At 73.5% G+C, this 17740-nt stretch carries 19 protein-coding genes; 15 read left to right on the forward strand and 4 right to left on the reverse strand.

Annotation, left to right across the window (positions count from 1 at the left end):
* The 3 genes from ABZV78_RS27990 to ABZV78_RS28000 form a co-directional block, all read left to right on the forward strand.
* Window positions 1-983, forward strand: a 983-nt coding sequence (locus ABZV78_RS27990; protein ID WP_355643304.1) for a sugar ABC transporter permease, incomplete at its 5' end; no start/stop codon positions are given.
* Entirely contained in the window at window positions 980-1810 is an 831-nt protein-coding gene (locus ABZV78_RS27995; protein ID WP_355643306.1) for a carbohydrate ABC transporter permease, read from the forward strand. The genes ABZV78_RS27990 and ABZV78_RS27995, both read left to right, overlap by 4 nt.
* Before the next feature lie 60 nt (window positions 1811-1870).
* Entirely contained in the window at window positions 1871-2515 is a 645-nt protein-coding gene (locus ABZV78_RS28000; protein WP_355643308.1) for an MOSC domain-containing protein, read from the forward strand.
* A 52-nt stretch (window positions 2516-2567) separates the two neighbouring features.
* Here the strand turns inward: ABZV78_RS28000 and ABZV78_RS28005 are convergent, their stop codons facing one another.
* Both ABZV78_RS28005 and ABZV78_RS28010 read right to left on the reverse strand, forming a co-directional pair.
* Window positions 2568-3428, reverse strand: coding sequence for a hypothetical protein (locus ABZV78_RS28005; RefSeq protein WP_355643310.1), 861 nt, complete (start codon window positions 3426-3428; stop codon window positions 2568-2570).
* 101 nt (window positions 3429-3529) lie between these two features.
* Window positions 3530-4315, reverse strand: coding sequence for an enoyl-CoA hydratase-related protein (locus ABZV78_RS28010; protein WP_355643312.1), 786 nt, complete (start codon window positions 4313-4315; stop codon window positions 3530-3532).
* A gap of 19 nt (window positions 4316-4334) precedes the next feature.
* On the opposite strand from ABZV78_RS28010, the gene hemW reads away from it, so the two are divergent.
* Window positions 4335-5558 (forward strand): radical SAM family heme chaperone HemW, encoded by a 1224-nt coding sequence (gene hemW, locus ABZV78_RS28015; protein ID WP_355643314.1) that lies wholly within the window; start codon window positions 4335-4337, stop codon window positions 5556-5558.
* Between the two features lie 47 nt (window positions 5559-5605).
* Here the strand turns inward: hemW and ABZV78_RS28020 are convergent, their stop codons facing one another.
* Window positions 5606-6247, reverse strand: coding sequence for a DUF4870 domain-containing protein (locus tag ABZV78_RS28020; RefSeq protein ID WP_355643316.1), 642 nt, complete (start codon window positions 6245-6247; stop codon window positions 5606-5608).
* A 221-nt stretch (window positions 6248-6468) separates the two neighbouring features.
* On the opposite strand from ABZV78_RS28020, the gene hrcA reads away from it, so the two are divergent.
* The 3 genes from hrcA (at window position 6469) to ABZV78_RS28035 (ending at window position 9443) form a co-directional block, all read left to right on the forward strand.
* On the forward strand, window positions 6469-7491 hold the full coding sequence (gene hrcA / locus ABZV78_RS28025) for a heat-inducible transcriptional repressor HrcA (RefSeq protein WP_355643318.1): 1023 nt from the start codon (window positions 6469-6471) through the stop codon (window positions 7489-7491).
* Window positions 7492-7564: 73 nt separating this feature from the next.
* Window positions 7565-8707 (forward strand): molecular chaperone DnaJ, encoded by a 1143-nt coding sequence (gene dnaJ, locus ABZV78_RS28030; RefSeq protein WP_189198120.1) that lies wholly within the window; start codon window positions 7565-7567, stop codon window positions 8705-8707.
* 1 nt (window position 8708) lies between these two features.
* Complete coding sequence (locus tag ABZV78_RS28035; protein ID WP_355643320.1) at window positions 8709-9443, forward strand: 16S rRNA (uracil(1498)-N(3))-methyltransferase; 735 nt, start codon at window positions 8709-8711, stop codon at window positions 9441-9443.
* 122 nt (window positions 9444-9565) lie between these two features.
* Here the strand turns inward: ABZV78_RS28035 and ABZV78_RS28040 are convergent, their stop codons facing one another.
* Window positions 9566-10327, reverse strand: coding sequence for an SDR family oxidoreductase (locus tag ABZV78_RS28040; protein ID WP_355643322.1), 762 nt, complete (start codon window positions 10325-10327; stop codon window positions 9566-9568).
* Between the two features lie 47 nt (window positions 10328-10374).
* Here ABZV78_RS28040 and ABZV78_RS28045 point away from each other — a divergent pair, with 47 nt between their 5' ends.
* The 8 genes from ABZV78_RS28045 to ABZV78_RS28080 form a co-directional block, all read left to right on the forward strand.
* Window positions 10375-10725 (forward strand): histidine triad nucleotide-binding protein, encoded by a 351-nt coding sequence (locus ABZV78_RS28045; protein ID WP_091269925.1) that lies wholly within the window; start codon window positions 10375-10377, stop codon window positions 10723-10725.
* A 21-nt stretch (window positions 10726-10746) separates the two neighbouring features.
* Window positions 10747-12123, forward strand: coding sequence for a serine hydrolase domain-containing protein (locus ABZV78_RS28050; RefSeq protein ID WP_355643324.1), 1377 nt, complete (start codon window positions 10747-10749; stop codon window positions 12121-12123).
* Window positions 12124-12253: 130 nt separating this feature from the next.
* Window positions 12254-13312: a PhoH family protein gene (locus tag ABZV78_RS28055; protein ID WP_254337642.1), complete on the forward strand. Its 1059-nt coding sequence runs from the start codon at window positions 12254-12256 to the stop codon at window positions 13310-13312.
* Window positions 13313-13330: 18 nt separating this feature from the next.
* The gene (gene ybeY / locus ABZV78_RS28060) at window positions 13331-13804 is read left to right on the forward strand and encodes an rRNA maturation RNase YbeY (protein ID WP_148431472.1); all 474 of its coding nucleotides are present in this window, start codon (window positions 13331-13333) and stop codon (window positions 13802-13804) included.
* Entirely contained in the window at window positions 13780-15189 is a 1410-nt protein-coding gene (locus ABZV78_RS28065; protein WP_355643332.1) for a hemolysin family protein, read from the forward strand. The genes ybeY and ABZV78_RS28065 overlap by 25 nt, the downstream gene beginning before the upstream one ends.
* A complete protein-coding gene (locus ABZV78_RS28070) occupies window positions 15182-15568 on the forward strand; it encodes a cytidine deaminase (RefSeq protein WP_355643327.1) in 387 nt (128 codons plus the stop codon). The genes ABZV78_RS28065 and ABZV78_RS28070 overlap by 8 nt, the downstream gene beginning before the upstream one ends.
* A complete protein-coding gene (gene era, locus ABZV78_RS28075; RefSeq protein ID WP_355643329.1) occupies window positions 15565-16461 on the forward strand; it encodes a GTPase Era in 897 nt (298 codons plus the stop codon). Before ABZV78_RS28070 ends, era begins: the two co-directional genes overlap by 4 nt.
* Before the next feature lie 192 nt (window positions 16462-16653).
* A partial coding sequence (locus ABZV78_RS28080; RefSeq protein ID WP_355643330.1) for an acyltransferase occupies window positions 16654-17740 on the forward strand: 1087 nt, incomplete at its 3' end.

The following is a 17740-nucleotide window of genomic DNA, read 5'->3' on the forward strand; positions in this document are numbered from 1 at the left end:
ACACCACCACCCCCCCGGGCCCCCCCGCGCGGCGGCCCCCCCCCGCGCGGCGGCGCCGCCGCCGCGCGGACCACCTCCCGTACCTGTTGCTCCTGCCCTGCCTGGCGATCATCGCGGTGCTGCTGCTCTGGCCGCTCGGGCAGGTCGTGATGATGTCCTTCTACAAGCTGGACAGCGTCCGGCAGCTACGGGGGGACCGCGAGTGGCCGTGGGTCGGCCTGGCCAACTACGCACAGATCCTCGGTGACCCGTTCTTCCGTACGGTGCTGCGCAACACCGTGCTCTTCGCCGTGGCCAACGTGGTGCTCACCATGATCCTCGGCACCCTGGTCGGGCTGCTGCTCAACCGGCTCGGGAAGAAGATGGCCACCTTCGTGGCGAGCTGCGTGATGCTGGCCTGGGCCACCCCGGCGCTGACCGGCACCATCGTCTGGAAGTGGATCTTCGACGACACTAGCGGCCTGGTCACCTGGCTGTTCAACAAGCTTCCGGACGGGCTCTCCACGGCCCTGTTCGGCCGCAGCGACTGGACCGGCTACGGCTGGTTCAACGACCCCCTGCTCTTCTTCGGCATCCTGACCCTGGTGGTGGTCTGGCACTCGTTCCCGTTCATCGCGGTCAGCGTGCTGGCCGGGCTCAAGAGCGTGCCGAGCGAGCTGCAGGAGGCCGCCCGGGTGGACGGGGCCGGGCCGTGGCGGGTCTTCTGGTCGGTCACCTTCCCGACGCTGCGGCCGGTCTTCGGCATCCTCGTGGTGCTCTCCACGATCTGGGACTTCAAGGTCTTCACGCAGCAGTTCGTGCTGGCCGGCGGCACCCAGGACCGGTCGACGTTCATGCTGTCGATCTACTCCTACGCGGAGGCGTTCTCGCCGCCGCCCAAGTACGGCCTGGGTTCCGCGATCGCCGTCATCCTCACCCTGATCCTGCTCGTGGTGACCGGCGTGTACGTCCGTATGGTGCTGCGGCAGGAGGACGAGTCGTGAAGAAGATCGCCCTCAACGGCGCCGGCCTGCTGGTCGCGCTCTTCGCGGCCTTCCCCGTCTACTGGATGGTCGCCACCTCGCTGAAGCCCAACCGGGAGATCTTCTCGGCCACCCCGCGCCCGGTGCCGGCCGAGCCGACCCTGGAGCACTACCGGGAGATCCTCACGGGCAACCTGATCCCCGGCGTGACCTTCACCGACTTCTTCCTCAACAGCGCGTTGGTGGCGGTGGCCACCGTCCTGCTGAGCGGGCTGGTCGCGTTGCTCGCCGCGACCGCGGTGGCCCGCTTCCGCTTCAAGCTGCGCACCACCTTCCTCATCCTGCTGCTGGTGGTGCAGATGATCCCGCTGGAGGCGCTGGTCATCCCGCTGTTCCTGATGATCCAGCGGCTCGGCCTCTACAACACCCTGCCCAGCCTGATCCTGACCTACCTCGGCTTCTCCCTGCCGTTCGCGGTCTGGATGCTGCGCGGCTTCGTGGCCGCCGTGCCCAAGGAGCTTGAGGAGGCGGCGGCGATCGACGGGGCCAGCCGCGCCCAGACCTTCCGCAAGGTCCTCTTCCCGCTGGTCGCCCCCGGTCTGGTGGCGACCAGCATCTTCTCCTTCATCACCGCCTGGAACGAGCTGATCTTCGCGCTGACCTTCGTCAACGACCAGCACAAGTACACGTTGCCGGTGGCCATGACGTTCTTCTTCGGGCGGGACGACACCGCCTGGGGCTCGGTGATGGCCGCGTCGACGCTGTTCACCCTGCCGGTGATCGTCTTCTTCCTGCTGGTGCAGCGCCGGATGGTCTCCGGCCTGGTCGCCGGGGCCGTCAAGGGCTGAGCCGCCCGCCGGGACGAACCCGTTTCCCGGCGCCCGGCGGCGGCCCCTAGGCTGACCGCCATGACGGGCAGGCTGGCGGCGGTGAACCTCGGCGTGGTGACCGAGGCGGAGTGGGCGGGCGACGAGAGCGGTCGCAGCGGCATCGACAAGCGGCCGGTGGACGGCCGGGTGGCGGTCCGGTTCGCCGGGGTGACCGGTGACTTCATCGGCGAGCGGGCCCACCACGGCGGCCCCGACCAGGCGGTCTACGCGTACGCCGAGGAGGACGCCGGCTGGTGGGCCGGCGAGATGGGCCGGGCGCTGCGGCCGGGCGCCTTCGGCGAGAACCTCACCACCTGGGCGGTGGACGTCACCGGGGCGGTGATCGGCGAGCGCTGGGCGGTCGGCTCCGCCCTGCTGGAGGTGACCAAGCCGCGCACCCCGTGCACCACCTTCGCCGGGTTCTGGGGCGTGCCCGACCTGATCAAGCGGTTCACCCTCCGGGGCGCGCCCGGGGCGTACCTGCGGGTGCTGCGCGAGGGCGAGGTGGGGGCCGGCGATCCCGTCGAGGTCGTCGACCGGCCGGCGCACGGGGTGACGATCGGCGAGGTGTTCCGGGCCACCACCCTGGAGCCGGAGCTGCTGCCCCGCCTGCTCGACGTGCCGGAGCTGCCCGAGTCGTTGCGGGAGAAGGTCCGCCGCCGCCTGGGCGCCGCCGCCGGCTGACCGCCGGGGCCGGGACCGGCCGGCGGCGGCTCGGGTCAGGCAGCGGCTCGGGTCAGGTGGCGGCGAAGACCTCGGCCAGCACCTGGCTCGCCGGGTCACCCTTCACCTTGGCCCAGGTGCCCTGCTCGGCCGTCCACTCCAGGTCGCCGAAGCGGACCCGCTTCACCCCGTGGTCGTCGGCGTGCGAGACCAGCCAGTGGGCGTACCGCCAGCCGTTGCGGTTGTCGGCGGCCGGCAAGGTCAGCCCGGTCAGGTCGGTGGCCGAGGCCAGCTCCGGCAGGCCCCAGTCCAGGGCCAGGCTCTGCAACAGCGCGGTCGCGGCGGCCGGGCCGCGCATCGTCGGCGTCGGGCCGACCGTGCAGGCCACCGCCCCGGTCGCGTTCCCGAGCAGGGCGCGGGTGAGCACCTGCGACTCGTCCGCCCACTTCTCGTACGCCTCGGGGTAGGCCGACCGCTGCACCCGCTGGGCGGCCTCGGTGACCCGCAGCTTCTCCCAGCCCTTGACCTTCTTCAGCGCGGCGTAGAACTTCTTGGCCGCGTAGCGCGGGTCGCGGATCTCCTCCGGGGTACCCCAGCCCTGGCTCGGGCGTTGCTGGAACAGGCCGAGCGAGTCCCGGTCGCCGTGCGCGATGTTGCGCAGGTGCGACTCCTGGTACGCCGTCGCCAGCGCCACCACCACGGCCCGCTCCGGCATCTTCCGCTGCACGCCGATCGCCGCGATGGTGGCCGCGTTGGCCATCTGGTCGGCACCGAGCACGACCTCGCCGTCGGCCCGGACGGTGCAGGTCCGGCTGGCCAGCGGCAGCCGCAGGTGGTGCCCGAACTGCTTCGCGACGAACCACACGCCGAGCAGGGCCAGGACCGCCACCACCACACCCGATGCCACGATCGCCGTTCGCGTTCGCACCCGCACCTCCTGTCCCGACAGCCCGCCAAGCGTACGTCGCTCACTCCAGTGTCCGGGTCGGCCGACCGGACGCCTCACGGTCCGTAGCCGACCCCGCACCTCCGGCCTCAGTCTGCGGCGGGCACCCAGGCCGCGGGCCGCTTCTCCCGGAACGCGAGGACGCCTTCCCGGCCCTCCTCGGAGAGGAAGTACCGGGTGGACAGGGCGGCCAACTCGGCGATCTCGGCCCGCAGGTCGGTCGCGGCCGGGCGGCGCAGCAGCTCCTTGGTCCCGGCGAGGGCCTTCGGCGCGCCCTTGACCAGCGAGTCGCGGTAGCGGTCCACCGCGGCGTCCAGCGCGTCCGCCGGCACGGCGGCGGTGACCAGGCCGATCTCGGCGGCCCGTCGGCCGTCGAAGGTGTCGCCGGTGAGGTACAGCTCGGCGGCCGCCCGGGGGTGCAGCCGGGGCAGTACGGTCGCCGAGATCACCGCCGGGATCACCCCGATCCGGACCTCGGTGAAGGCGAACGTGGCCTCCTCGGCGCAGACCGCCAGGTCCGCGGCCGCGATCAGGCCCAGCCCGCCGGCCCGCGCCGGCCCGGCCACCCTGGCCAGCACCGGCTTCGGGCACTCCCGGACCGCGACCAGCACGTCGCCCAGCATCCCGGCCGGCACCGACCCGCTGGCGTACGCGGCGGCGGTCTCCTTCAGGTCCGCGCCGGAGCAGAACACCGGGCCGGTGTGGTCCAGCACGATCGCCCGGACCGCGTCGTCGGCGACCGCCGCGGCCAGCCCGGCCAGCAGCTCGGTCATCAGCGGGGTGGAGAGCGCGTTGCGGTTCTGCGGGCTGTCCAGGGTGAGGGTGGTCACCCCACGGGCCGTGGCGACCCGCACGAGAGCGTCCGGAGAGGTCATGCCGGGCACACTAGTGGCCATGCCCGGCGTCCTTCCAGAAGGCGAACCCGTCCCGCGCGACGGGGCGCTGCCCGCTGCCGCCCGCCGCGCCGTCGGCGCCCGCGGCTTCGGTGTGTACGTGCACGTCCCGTTCTGCGCCAGCCGGTGCGGCTACTGCGACTTCAACACCTACACCGCGGCCGAGCTGGGTGGCGGGGCGAGCCGGGAGACGTACGCCGACACGGTGCTGGCCGAGCTGGCCCTCGCCGGCCGGGTGCTGGGCGACAGCCCGCCGCCCCGGGTGGACACCGTCTTCGTCGGCGGCGGCACGCCCACCCTGCTCCCCGCCGACGACCTGGCCCGGATCCTCGACGGCATCGACCGCACCTGGGGGCTGGCCGCCGACGCCGAGGTGACCACCGAGGCCAACCCCGAGACGGTCACCCCGGAGTCGCTCAAGACCCTGCGGGCCGCCGGCTACACCCGGATCTCGCTGGGCATGCAGTCCGCGGCGCCCGGGGTGCTGGCGATCCTCGACCGGCAGCACAGCGCCGGCCGGGCCACCGCCGCCGCCCTGGAGGCCCGGGATGCCGGGTTCGAGCACGTGAACCTGGACCTGATCTACGGCACGCCGGGGGAGAGCGCCGAGGACTTCGCCGCTTCGCTGGACCAGGTGGTCGCGGCGGGGGTGGACCACGTCAGCGCGTACGCCCTGATCGTCGAGGACGGCACCCGGCTGGCCGCCCGGATGCGCCGCGGCGAGCTGCCGTACCCCAGTGACGACGTGGCGGCGGACCGCTACCTGGCCGCGGAGGCGGCCCTCGCGGCGGCCGGCTTCTCCTGGTACGAGGTCTCCAACTGGGCCCGCTCCGAAGCGGCCCGGTGCCGGCACAACCTGCTCTACTGGACCGGCGCCGACTGGTGGGGCCTGGGCCCGGGGGCGCACAGCCACGTCGGCGGGGTGCGCTGGTGGAACGTCAAGCACCCGACGGCGTACGCGCAGCGGCTCGCCGCCGGGGAGTCGCCCGGCCTGGCCCGGGAGCTGCTGACGCCCGACGAGGCGCACATGGAGGACGTGATGCTGCGGCTGCGGCTCGCCGCCGGGCTGCCGCTGGCCGGGCTCGACGAGGCGGGCCGGGCGGGCGCCGAGCGGGCCCGGGCCGGGGGCCTGCTGGACGCCGACGCGTACGCCGCGGGCCGGGCGGTGCTCACCCTGCGCGGCCGGCTGCTCGCCGACGCGGTCGTCCGCGACCTGCTGCCGTGACCGGGCCGGCCGGCCCCCGGGGTAGGGAGCCGGCCGGGGGGGGCGGGTCACTTGATCAGGCTGGCCGACATCGGGTAGCGGTAGAGCTGCCCCTCGTTGGCCTTCACCCCGGCCAGGATGCCGAAGATGATGCCGACGATCATCGCGCCGAAACCGATCACGAAGCCGATCAGGATGCAGGCGAGGATCCAGCCGACCAGCGCGATGATCGACCAGATGAGCTGGAAGTTGAGCGCGGCGATCGCGTGCGCGCGGACGGTCGGCGACTGGTTGCCGCGGGCGAGCAGGGCGATCAGCGGGGCGACCCAGCCCAGCACGCCGCCGCCCACGAACATCCCGGCCGCGCCGCCGAAGTGCGCGACCAGGGCCCAGGTCTTGTCGTCGTTGTTGGCGTAGCCGGCGGGCGGTCCGTAGGCGCCGCCGCCCGGGTAGCCGGCGCCCGAGGGGGCGTAGCCGCCCGGCGGGGGGTAGCCGCCCGGGGGTGGGTAACCGCCCGACGGCGGCTGGCCGCCGGGAGGCGGCGGATAGCCGCCGGGCGGGGGATGGCCGCCCGGCGCCGGTGCCCCGGACAGTGGTGCGGTGGGGGGCTCGTCGGCCGGCGACGAACCGTGCGGTGCCGACGGCGGGGTCGGCTCCGGCGGCGGGGCGCCGGAGTCCCCCGCTCCGGGAGGGCGAGGAGGTTCAGTCATGGACGTCACGGTAGGTCCCGGAGGCAAGGGCGCACCAGAGCGAGATCGCCCGGGATGTCCGGCTGTTCGGCCCTGGTGGGTCGGATGTGCGGCGGGCCGCACCGGAGGTGCGTCGCTGATCATCGCGTCGGCGGGCACGCCGACGTAGACTGGCACTCGCTACAGTCGAGTGCCAGATGCCGTGCGCCGGTGCGGACGAGGTGCGTCAGGAGGTGGGGGAGATGGGTCTCGACGACCGCAAGCTCGCCGTGCTCCGCGCGATCGTCGAGGACTACGTCGCCACGCAGGAGCCGGTCGGCAGCAAGGCGCTGGTCGAGCGCCACCAGCTCGGCGTCTCCCCGGCGACCGTCCGCAACGACATGGCGGTGCTGGAGGAGGAGGGCTACATCCGGCAGCCGCACACCAGTGCCGGCCGGGTGCCCACCGACCGCGGCTACCGGCTCTTCGTCGACCGGCTCTCCCGGGTCAAGCCGCTCAGCCCGGCCGAGCGCCGGGCCATCGAGCGCTTCCTGGTCGGCGCGGTCGACCTGGACGACGTGGTGCACCGCACGGTCCGGCTGCTGGCCCAGCTCACCCGGCAGGTCGCCGTGGTGCAGTACCCGAGCCTGGCCCGTTCCAAGGTGCGCCACCTGGAGCTGGTGCCGATCTCCACCACCCGGCTGATGGTCGTCATGATCGCCGACACCGGCCGGGTCGAGCAGCGGCTGGTCGAGCTGCCCGGCCCGATCCCGGCCGAGGACGTCACCGACCTGCGCCGCCTGGTCAACGAGAAGCTGGTCGGCAGTCGGCTCTCCGACACCCCGCCACTGGTGCAGGCCCTGGTCGACGAGGCCACGCCGCAGCTGCGTCCGGCCATGGCCACGCTCTCCAGCGTGCTGCTGGAGACGCTGGTCGAGCGGCACGAGGAGCGCATCGCGCTGGCCGGCACTGCCAACCTCACCCGGGGTGGTCTGCTCGACTTCCAGGGTTCGCTGCGTCCGATCCTCGAGGCGCTCGAGGAGGAGGTCGTGCTGCTCAAGCTGATCGGGGAGGCCGAGCCGAGCACCACCCGGGTGCTCATCGGGGACGAGAACGAGATCGACAACCTGCGCGCCGCCTCGGTGGTCAGCACCGGCTACGGCCCGGGCGCCACCATCGTGGGTGGTCTCGGCGTGCTTGGCCCGACCCGGATGGACTACCCCGGCACCATCGCCACGGTGAGGGCCGTGGCACGCTACGTGGGCGAACTGCTGGCCCAGAACTGACCAGTCAGGGCCGACGGCCGGCTCCGGCCGACGACCGGCGCAACGCGAGACGAACATGAGGACACCAGACGCAGTGGCCAGGGACTACTACGGCATTCTTGGCGTGAGCCGGGACGCCTCCGACGACGAGATCAAGCGCGCCTACCGCAAGCTGGCGCGCCAGTTCCACCCGGACGTCAATCCGGACCCGGAGGCACAGGAGAAGTTCAAGGACATCAACGCCGCGTACGAGGTTCTCTCGGACGACCGGAAACGGCAGATCGTCGACCTGGGCGGCGACCCGCTCGCCCCGGGCGGCGGGGGCGCGGGCCCGGGTGGTCCGGGCGGCGCCGGCCCGTTCGTCGGCTTCCAGGACATCATGGACGCGTTCTTCGGCGGCGCCGCGGGCGGCAGCCGGGGCCCGCGGCCGCGGACCCGGCCGGGCGCCGACGCGATCCTGCGGCTGGAGTTGGACCTGAACGAGACGGCGTTCGGCGTCGAGGCGCCGATCACCGTCGACACCGCGGTGCTCTGCACCACCTGCTCCGGCGCCGGCACGGCGGCCGGCACCCACCTGGCCACCTGCGAGGCGTGCGGCGGCCGCGGCGAGGTGCAGTCGGTGCAGCGGACCTTCCTCGGCCAGGTGGTCTCCGCCCGGCCGTGCACGGTCTGCCAGGGCTACGGCACCACCATCCCGCACCCCTGCCCGACCTGCGCGGGCGACGGCCGGGTGCGCACCCGCCGCTCGCTCACCGTCAAGATCCCGGCGGGCGTCGAGGACGGCATGCGGATCCGGCTGGCCCAGCAGGGCGAGGTGGGCCCGGGCGGCGGCACCGCCGGCGACCTCTACGTGGAGATCCACGAGCGGCCGCACGACGTCTACTCCCGCAAGGGCGACGACCTGCACTGCCGGGTCACCGTGCCGATGACCGCCGCCGCGCTCGGCACCCGGTTGACCATCAAGACCCTCGACAGCGAGGAGACGGTCGACGTCAAGCCGGGCACCCAGCCGGGCAGCACGCTGCGGCTGCGCGCCCGGGGCGTGCCGCACCTGCGCGGCACCGGCCGGGGCGACCTCTACGTCCACCTCGACGTGCGGACCCCGACCAAGCTCGACGCCGACCAGGAGCGGATGCTGCGCGACTTCGCCAAGACCCGTGGCGAGGAGGTCGCCGAGCTGACCAAGCAGGGCGGCTTCTTCTCCCGGATGCGCGACGCCTTCAACGGGCACGCCTGAGGTGTCGGCGCCGCTGTTCCTGGTCGAGGCGCTGCCCACCGGTGACACGCTGACGCTGGACGGCCCGGAGGGGCACCACGCGGCCACCGTGCAGCGGCTGCGCGCCGGCGAGGAACTGCTGCTCGCCGACGGGCGGGGCGGCACGGCCGCCGCGGTGGTCAGCGCCGTGGGCAGGGGCACCCTCGACCTCCGGGTCACCTCCCGGGGGTACGTCGACGCGTCCGTCCCCCGGCTGGTCGTGGTGCAGGGCATCGCCAAGGGCGACCGGGGCGAGCTGGCCGTGCAGGCGATGACCGAGGTCGGGGTGGACGAGATCGTGCCGTGGGCGGCCTCGCGTTCGGTGAGCCAGTGGCGCGGGGACCGGGGCGTACGGGCCCGGGAGAAGTGGGCGGCCACCGCCCGGGAGGCGGCCAAGCAGGCCCGCCGCCCGTGGCTGCCGGTGGTGGCCGGCACACCCGACGAGTCCACCACCACGGTGGCCCGGCGGATCGCCGGCGCGTCCGCCGCGTTCGTCCTGCACGAGGAGGCCGACGACCGGCTGACCAGGGCCGACCTGCCGGAGACCGGCGAGATCGTCCTGGTCGTGGGCCCCGAGGGCGGCATCACCGACACCGAAGTGTCGGCCTTCCAGGAGGCCGGCGCCCGCCCCGTCCGCCTCGGCCCGACGGTCCTCCGCACGTCAACGGCGGGCGTGGCCGCCGTGAGCGTCCTGTCCACCCGCCTGACCCGCTGGTAACCCGCCCCGCCCTCCCGGCCTCACCCCGCCTGACCGCGTCGATCATGGAGTCGTGGCACCTGCCGTAGGCCGCACAAGGGTCGAAGCGGGCGCCACAAGTCCATGATCGACGCGCTGGGGCGTCAGCTGCGCAGGTAGGAGGCGCCGTTGAGGTCGACGATGGTGCCGGAGGCCCACTCGGCCTCGGGGCTGGCCAGCCAGTGCACCGCGGCGGCGATCTCCTCGGGGCGGGCCACCCGGTTGAAGGGGGACTGGGCACGGATCGCGTCGCCCCGCTCGCCGCTGAGGTGGGTGGTGGTCATGTCGGTCGCCACGAAGCCCGGCGCGACCGTCGCCACCGCGATGCCGTACGGGGCCAGGGCCAGCGCCAGCGACTGACCGAGCGCGTTCAGCCCCGCCTTGCTCGCCCCGTACGCGGGCTGCTCCGGCTCACCCCGGAAGGCGCCCCGGGACGACACGTTCACGATCCGGCCGCCCCGCTCGCGCAGGTGCTGGGCGGCGCACCAGGTGACGTTCGCCGCGCCGGTCAGGTTGGTCTCCAGGACCAGCCGCCACTGCTCCTGCCACTGCTCGTAGGTGTTGCCGAAGACCGGGTGCGGCAGGTCGCGGGGGCCGTAGACGCCGGCGTTGTTGACCAGGACGTCGAGCCCGCCCAGGCGCTGGGCCGCCTCGTCCACCATGGCCCGGACCGCGTCCGGGTCGGCCAGGTCGGCGCGGACCACCACGTGCCCGTCGCCGGGCAGGTCCGCCCGCAGTTCCTCGGCCAGCTCCGCGGAGTCCCGGTGGTGGATGGCCACCCGGTCCCCGCCCGCCGCGAACGCCCGCGCCACCGCGCGGCCGATGCCGCGCGAGGCCCCCGTCACCAGTACCGCCCGAGAAGTCACGCGGCACATCATGCCTGAGCGGGTACGGGACGACTTACCATGCCCCGATGGGAACCGACTGCCTGTTCTGCCGGATCGTCGCCGGGGAGATCCCGGCCACCATCGTCCGCGAGACCGCCACCACCCTGGCCTTCCGGGACATCGACCCGAAGGCGCCCACCCACGTGCTGGTGATCACCAAGGAGCACTACGCGGACGTGGCCACGCTGGCCCAGGGCGACCCGGGGCTGGCCGGTGAGCTGCTGGGCACCGCCGCCGTGGTGGCCGAGGAGGAGGGGCTCACGGTGGACGGCTTCCGGCTGATGTTCAACACCGGCCCGTACGGCGGCCAGGAGGTCTTCCACGTGCACGCGCACCTGCTCGGCGGCGCGCCGCTCGGCCCGATGCTCTGCCGCTGAGGCGCTGCCTAGACTGCCCTCATGATCACGGTGCATGACCGGCTCGGCCGGATGGTGCGGCAGGCGCAGGCCCACGGGCGGATCCCGGCCGTCTCGGCCGCCCTGCACCGGGCCGACCGGCCGCTCTGGACCTGCGCGGTCGGCGGGACCGGCAACGACACCCCGCTCGGGCCGGAGACGGTCTTCCGGATCGGCTCGGTCACCAAGACCTTCACCGCAGTGCTGGTCATGCAGTGCCGGGACGAGGGGCTGCTCGACCTGGACGACCCGATCGGGCGGCACCTCGACCTGCCGGCGCACGGCGAGTTGACCGTCCGCCGGCTGCTGTCGCACACCGCCGGCCTGCAGCGCGAGCCGCACGGCGACGTCTGGGACAGCCTGCGCGCGCCCGACGTCACCCAGCTCATCGCCGAGCTGGCCCGGGTGGAGCGGGTGCTGCCCACCGGGCGGCGCTACCACTACTCCAACCTCGGCCTGGCGCTGCTCGGCGAGCTGGTGGCCCGGCTGCGTGGCGGCACCTGGGCCGAGGTGCTGGCCGAGCGGGTGCTCGCCCCGCTCGGGCTGGCCGCCACCGGCCCGACCCCGGGCGGCCGGGCGGCGACCGGGTTCCTGGTCGACGCGTACTCCGACGAGGCCCGGCCGGAGCCGAACACGGACTTCGGCGCGGTGGCCCCGGCCGCGCAGCTCTGGAGCACCGCTCCGGACCTGGCGCGCTGGGCGGCCTTCCTGGCCGACCCGGCCGCGCTGGACCCGGCCGGCGCGGTGCTCGCGCCGGCCACCCTCGACGAGATGCGCTGGCCGCTGACCACCACCGACGAGACGCTCTGGGCCGGCGGCTTCGGCCTCGGCCTGATCCTGGTGCCACAGCCGGGGCGGGTGATGCACGTGGGGCACGACGGTGCCATGCCCGGTTTCCTGGCCGCCGTCTACGGCCGGCGCGGCGGGGACGGCACCGCCGGCGCGATGGGTTGCGCGGTGCTCGGTTCCTCCGGCACCGGCGTGGAGGTCTTCGAGCTGCCGCACCGGCTGCTGGCCGCGGCCGCCGAGCACGACCCGGCTGACGTCGAGCCCTGGCGGCCCGGCGCGCCCGCACCCGAGCACCTGCGCGGCCTGCTGGGCCGCTGGTGGGGCGAGGGTTTCGAGTACGTCTTCTCCTGGCACGACGGGACGCTGCGAGCGCGGGCCGCGGACGAGCCGGCGGGCAAGCCGCCCGCGGTGTTCGCGCCGCTGCCGGACCGGCCGGACGTGTTCCGCACGGTCTCGGGCCGGGAGGTGGGCGAGCTGCTCCGGCTGACCCGGGACGAGCGCGGCGCGGTGGTCCGGCTGCACTGGGCCACCTACCGCTTCACCCGGCACCAGGAGACCTTCGAGGGGTACGACTTCCGGGCCGGCAGTTGATCTCCTACCGCCGGAAATGGGCGCGGTGCGGGCGGTGTTGACCCGATACGATGGGTAGAGCGACCGCCGCGCCAGCAGGGCCCGGCGCCGAGTTCGAGAGCAGGTGGCGTAGGGCCCGACGGCCCGACCTATGACCGGCACCCCACCTCCCGGCCCGCCCCGGGTGCAGACCAGGATCACGGTCCCCGACCAGAAGATCATGGTGAATCTGCTCGGCGCGGGCGACGAGATCCTGCGGCTCGTCGAACGCTCGGTCAACAGTGACGTCCACGTGCGGGGCAACGAGATCACCATCACCGGCGCGCCCGCCGACAACGCCCTCGCCGAGCGTCTCTTCAGCGAGCTGCTCGAACTGATCGAGAAAGGCGAGACCCTGACCACTGACGCCGTCCGGCGTACCGTCGGCATGCTCGAGCAGGGCAGCGCCGAGCGGCCCGCCGAGGTCCTGACGCTCAACATCCTCTCCCGGCGCGGTCGCACCATCCGTCCCAAGACCCTGGGGCAGAAGCGCTACGTCGACGCCATCGACGCGCACACCATCGTCTTCGGCATCGGCCCGGCGGGCACGGGCAAGACCTACCTGGCCATGGCGAAGGCCGTCCAGGCGCTCCAGGCCAAGCAGGTCAACCGGATCATCCTGACCCGGCCGGCGGTCGAGGCGGGGGAACGGCTGGGCTTCCTGCCCGGCACCCTGAACGAGAAGATCGACCCCTACCTGCGCCCGCTCTACGACGCGCTGCACGACATGCTCGACCCGGAGTCCATCCCGAAGCTGATGGCGGCCGGCACCATCGAGGTGGCGCCGCTGGCCTACATGCGGGGCCGGACCCTCAACGACGCGTTCATCATCCTCGACGAGGCGCAGAACACCACGCCCGAGCAGATGAAGATGTTCCTCACCCGGCTCGGCTTCGGCTCCAAGATCGTGGTCACCGGTGACGTCACCCAGGTGGACCTTCCCGGCGGCACGACCAGCGGCCTGCGGGTGGTCCGGGAGATCCTGAGCAACGTCGAGGACGTGCACTTCGCCCAGCTCTCCAGCTCCGACGTGGTCCGCCACAAGCTGGTGGGCGACATCGTCGACGCGTACGCCCGCTGGGACGCCGAGCGGGAGAACCAGCAGGCGCAGAGCGTGCACGCCGTGCCCGGGCGGACCGCCCAGGGCGGCCGGGCCGGCCGGCGCCGCTAATCCACCAGAGGAAGACAGTTGTCCATCGAGATCGCCAACGAGTCCGGTGTCGACGTCGACACCGACGCCGTGCTCGCCGTCGCCCGGCACGCCCTCGACGAGATGGGGGTCAACCCCCTCGCCGAGCTCTCCGTGCTGCTGGTCGACATCGAATACATGTCGGAGCTGAACCACCGCTGGATGGGTGGCGACGGCCCGACCGACGTGCTCGCTTTCCCCATGGACGAGGGCAGCGTCGACCACGGCCCGGGGGAGAGCGCCCCGGCCGGCGGTGAGCCGGCCCTGCTCGGCGACATCGTGCTCTGCCCGGAGGTGGCGGCCAAGCAGGCGGCCACCGCCGGGCACTCCACCGCCGACGAGCTGCACCTGCTCACCGTGCACGGCGTGCTGCACCTGCTCGGCTACGACCACGCCGAGCCGGAGGAGGAGCGGGAGATGTTCGGTCTCCAGGCCCGACTGCTGGCCAGCTGGCGGTCGACCCGATCGCAGTGACAGCCATCCTGGCGGCCGGCGGCGCGCCCGCCGGCCTGCCCGACCTTCCCCTCCTCGCCGTCGCGGCGGGGCTGGTGGTGCTCGCCGGCCTGATCGCGATGACCGAGGCCGCGCTGGCCGCCGTCTCCCCGGCCCGGGCCGCCGAGCTGGCCCGGGACGGCGCGCGCGGCGCGCGTACCCTCCAGGCGGTCGCCGGCGACGTGGTCCGCCATCTCAACCTGCTGCTCCTGCTCCGGCTGCTGGCCGAGCTGACCGCCACCACGCTGGTCGCGCTGGTGGCGGTGGACACCTTCGGCGCCGGCTGGCGGGCCGCCCTGGTCACCGCCGGGGCGATGACCGTGGTCAGCTTCGTGGTGGTCGGCGTCGCGCCGCGCACCCTGGGCCGGCAGCACGCCTACGCGGTGGGCCGCGCGGTCGCGCCGCTGGTGCGCTGGCTGGGCCGGGCGCTCAACCCGCTGGCCTCGCTGCTGATCCTGATCGGCAACGCGGTCACCCCGGGGCGCGGCTTCCGGGAGGGGCCGTTCGCCACCCAGGTCGAGCTGCGCGAGCTGGTCGACCTGGCCGAGCAGCGCGGCGTGGTCGAGCACGGCGAGCGGCAGATGATCCACTCGGTGTTCGCGCTCGGCGACACCATCGCCCGCGAGGTGATGGTGCCCCGCACCGAGATGGTGTGGATAGAGGATCGCAAGACCCTCGCGCAGGCGCTGGCGCTCTTCCTGCGCTCTGGCTTCTCCCGGATCCCGGTGATCGGCGAGAACGTCGACGACGTGCTCGGCGTGCTCTACCTCAAGGACCTGATCCGGCGCATCCAGGGCGCCCCGGAGGCCCGGCAGATGCCGGTGGCCGAGCTGATGCGCCCGGCGACCTTCGTGCCCGAGTCCAAGCCGGTCGACGACCTGCTCTCGGAGATGCAGGCGGCCCGCAACCACCTGGTCATCGTCGTCGACGAGTACGGCGGCACCGGCGGCCTGGTCACCATCGAGGACATCCTGGAGGAGATCGTCGGCGAGATCACCGACGAGTACGATGTCGAACGCCCGCCGGTCGAGCGCCTGGCGGACGGGGCCGTGCGGGTGACCGCACGGCTGCCGGTGGAGAATCTGGGCGAACTGTTCGACACCGAACTGCCCACCGACGAGGTGGAGACGGTCGGTGGCCTGCTCGCCCAGGCGCTCGGCCGGGTGCCGATCCCGGGTGCCGCGGCCGAGGTGGCCGGGCTCCGGCTGATCGCCGAGGGCACCACCGGGCGGCGCAACCGGATAGACACCGTGCTGGTCAGCCGGATCGAGCCCGGTGACGCGCCGGACAGCGCGGGGCACGGCGAGCAGGCCGACCCCCGTGGCAACCACAACCGTTCCGAGGAGAGGCAACCCGCCGATGCCTGAGTCACCCGCCGTGCCGGCCGCCCGGCCCACCCCGTCCGACCCGGGCGAGCTGAGCGCCGAGGACGGCAAGCTGGTCGTCCTGGCCCGGGGGGCGCGGGGCCGGATCGGCGCCGTGGAGGGCGCGGCGGTCCGCGACCAGGACGGCCGGACGTACGCGGCGGCCAGCGTGGCGCTGCCGTCGCTGACCCTGACCGCGCTCCAGCTCGCGGTCGCCTCGGCGGTGGCCGCCGGCGCGAGCCGGCTGGAGGCCGCCGTGGTGGTGACCGAGGCCTCGACGCTGGACGGCGCGGGGCACGCCGCGGTCCGCGACCTCTCCGCCGACGCGCCGATCCACGTGGCCGCGCCGGACGGCACCGTCCTCGGCACGGTGGTCGAGTGACCGACGTCGAGCAGCGTCCCTACCGGGCCGGTTTCGGCTGCTTCGTCGGGCGGCCGAACGCCGGCAAGTCGACGCTGACCAACGCGATCGTCGGCACCAAGATCGCGATCACCTCGAACAAGCCGCAGACCACCCGGCACATCATCCGGGCCGTGCTGCACCGGCCGGAGTCGCAGCTCGTGCTGGTCGACACCCCGGGCCTGCACCGCCCCCGCACGCTGCTCGGCGAGCGGCTGAACGACCTGGTCCGGGAGACCTGGAGCGAGGTCGACGTGATCGGCCTCTGCATCCCGGCGAACGAGCCGATCGGGCGGGGCGACCGGTTCATCACCGGCGAGCTGGCCGACCTGCGTGCCACGGTGCTGGCCGTGGTCACCAAGACCGACCTGGTGGACAAGAAGCGGCTGGCCGAGCAGCTGCTCGCGGTGAGCGAGCTGGGTGAGTTCGCCGACGTGGTGCCGGTGAGCGCGGTCTCCGGGCACCAGGTGGACACCCTGGTCGACGTGATGACCGGCTACCTGCCGGAGTCGCCGCAGCTCTACCCGGACGACATGCTCACCGACGACCCGGAGCAGGTGCTCGTCGCCGAGCTGGTCCGTGAGGCCGCCCTGGAGGGGGTGCGGGACGAGCTGCCGCATTCGATCGCCGTGGTGGTCGAGGAGATGATCCCCGAGGGCAACGTCACCAAGATCTACGCGGACGTGTACGTGGAGCGACCGAGCCAGAAGGCGATCGTGATCGGTCACCGGGGCAGCCGGCTCAAGCACGTCGGCACCACCGCCCGCCGGCAGATCGAGGAGCTGCTCGGCACCCGCGTCTACCTCGACCTGCACGTCCGGGTCGCCAAGGACTGGCAGCGCGACCCGAAGCAGCTGCGCAAGCTCGGCTTCTGACCTCGTACGCCTGACCGCCGGTCCCGAATGCCCGGGGCCGGCGGTTCGCGTTCCGACGAATGCCGGGCTGGTCCAGATCGGTCTGCTTTATGGGATGTTTCACTTTTGACCCCGGCCCGCGCACCGTTTCGTCCGGCCGGGTCGGAGGGTAGGGAGGCGTTGCTGCCCCCGCCCCCGACGCCCCGCGAGCTGATGCGAAACCGATATCTGGACCTGCTCCGCTTCCTGGCCATCGTGCGAGTCGTCGTCTACCACGTCACCGGTTGGGCGACGCTGACCCTGATCTTCCCGGCGATGTCGGTGATGTTCGCGCTCGCCGGCTCGCTGATGGCCGCGTCGCTGGACCGCAGCGGCGTACCGGCCGTGGCGCGCCGGCTGCGCCGGTTGCTGCCGTCGCTCTGGGTGCTCGCCGCGATCTTCGTGCCGGCCATGCTGCTCACCGGGCTGCCGCTCACCCCGAAGGTGCTGCTCTGGCTCTTCCCGGTCAGCGACCCGCCGGCCAACCACTGGGGTGCCCTCGCGCTGAGCCCGATCTGGTACCTGCGGGACTACCTCTGGTTCGTGCTCGCCTCGCCGGTGGCCCTCTGGCTGTTCCGCCGGGCCCCGCTGCCCACCCTGCTGGCCCCGTACGCGCTGCTCGCGGCGATCGAGTTCGGCGTCCTGTCGGACCCGCCGGCCGTGCTGCGCGAGTTCGGCCTCTACTTCGGCGCCTGGCTGCTCGGCTTCGCCCACCACGACGGCCTGCTGCGCCGCATGGCCAACCGGGTGCTCGTCCCGCTCGCGGCCGCCCTCGGCGCGGCCGGGCTGGGCTGGATCCTCACCCACCCCGGCCCGCGCGGCTTCGACCTGAACGACATCCACCTGGGCAACGCGCTCTGGTCGGCGGCGTTCATCCTGGTGGCGATCGGCCGGGCGCCGGCCGCCGCGCCCTGGGTGGACCGCAGCCCGGCGCTCGGCCGGGCGGTCACCGTGCTGAACCGGCGCGCGCTGACCGTCTATCTCTGGCACATGCCGTTCGTGGTGGCGCTCACCCCGCTGGTGGACGTGGTCGGCTGGTCGCACCAGAACCCGATCGGGCTGACGATCCGGGTGGCGCTGGTGTTCGCGCTGGTCGGTGTGGTCACCCTGCTGGTCGGCTGGGTCGAGGACCGGGCCGCCCGGCGTACCCCGGAACTGGTGCCCGGCCGGCCCCGGCCGACGGCGGCCTCGCGCAGCGTCAGGAAGTCCCCGGCGGGGCTTGATAGGGCCGTGACCTCGGATGTCTCCGGCGACCGGGGAC

Origin of the sequence: Micromonospora sp. NPDC004540 (assembly GCF_040610095.1) — a bacterium.
Lineage (GTDB): Bacteria > Actinomycetota > Actinomycetes > Mycobacteriales > Micromonosporaceae > Micromonospora.

Bases quoted from the DNA above. Each gene is read 5' to 3' on its own strand.
- ABZV78_RS28045 (WP_091269925.1), top strand. From the start codon at position 10,375: ATGGGAACCGACTGCCTGTTCTGCCGGATCGTCGCCGGGGAGATCCCG.
- ABZV78_RS28010 (WP_355643312.1), bottom strand. From the start codon at position 4,315: ATGACCTCTCCGGACGCTCTCGTGCGGGTCGCCACGGCCCGTGGGGTG.
- hrcA (WP_355643318.1), top strand. From the start codon at position 6,469: ATGGGTCTCGACGACCGCAAGCTCGCCGTGCTCCGCGCGATCGTCGAG.
- ABZV78_RS28070 (WP_355643327.1), top strand. From the start codon at position 15,182: ATGCCTGAGTCACCCGCCGTGCCGGCCGCCCGGCCCACCCCGTCCGAC.
- ABZV78_RS28000 (WP_355643308.1), top strand. From the start codon at position 1,871: ATGACGGGCAGGCTGGCGGCGGTGAACCTCGGCGTGGTGACCGAGGCG.
- hemW (WP_355643314.1), top strand. From the start codon at position 4,335: ATGCCCGGCGTCCTTCCAGAAGGCGAACCCGTCCCGCGCGACGGGGCG.
- ABZV78_RS28055 (WP_254337642.1), top strand. From the start codon at position 12,254: ATGACCGGCACCCCACCTCCCGGCCCGCCCCGGGTGCAGACCAGGATC.
- ABZV78_RS28020 (WP_355643316.1), bottom strand. From the start codon at position 6,247: ATGACTGAACCTCCTCGCCCTCCCGGAGCGGGGGACTCCGGCGCCCCG.
- ABZV78_RS28050 (WP_355643324.1), top strand. From the start codon at position 10,747: ATGATCACGGTGCATGACCGGCTCGGCCGGATGGTGCGGCAGGCGCAG.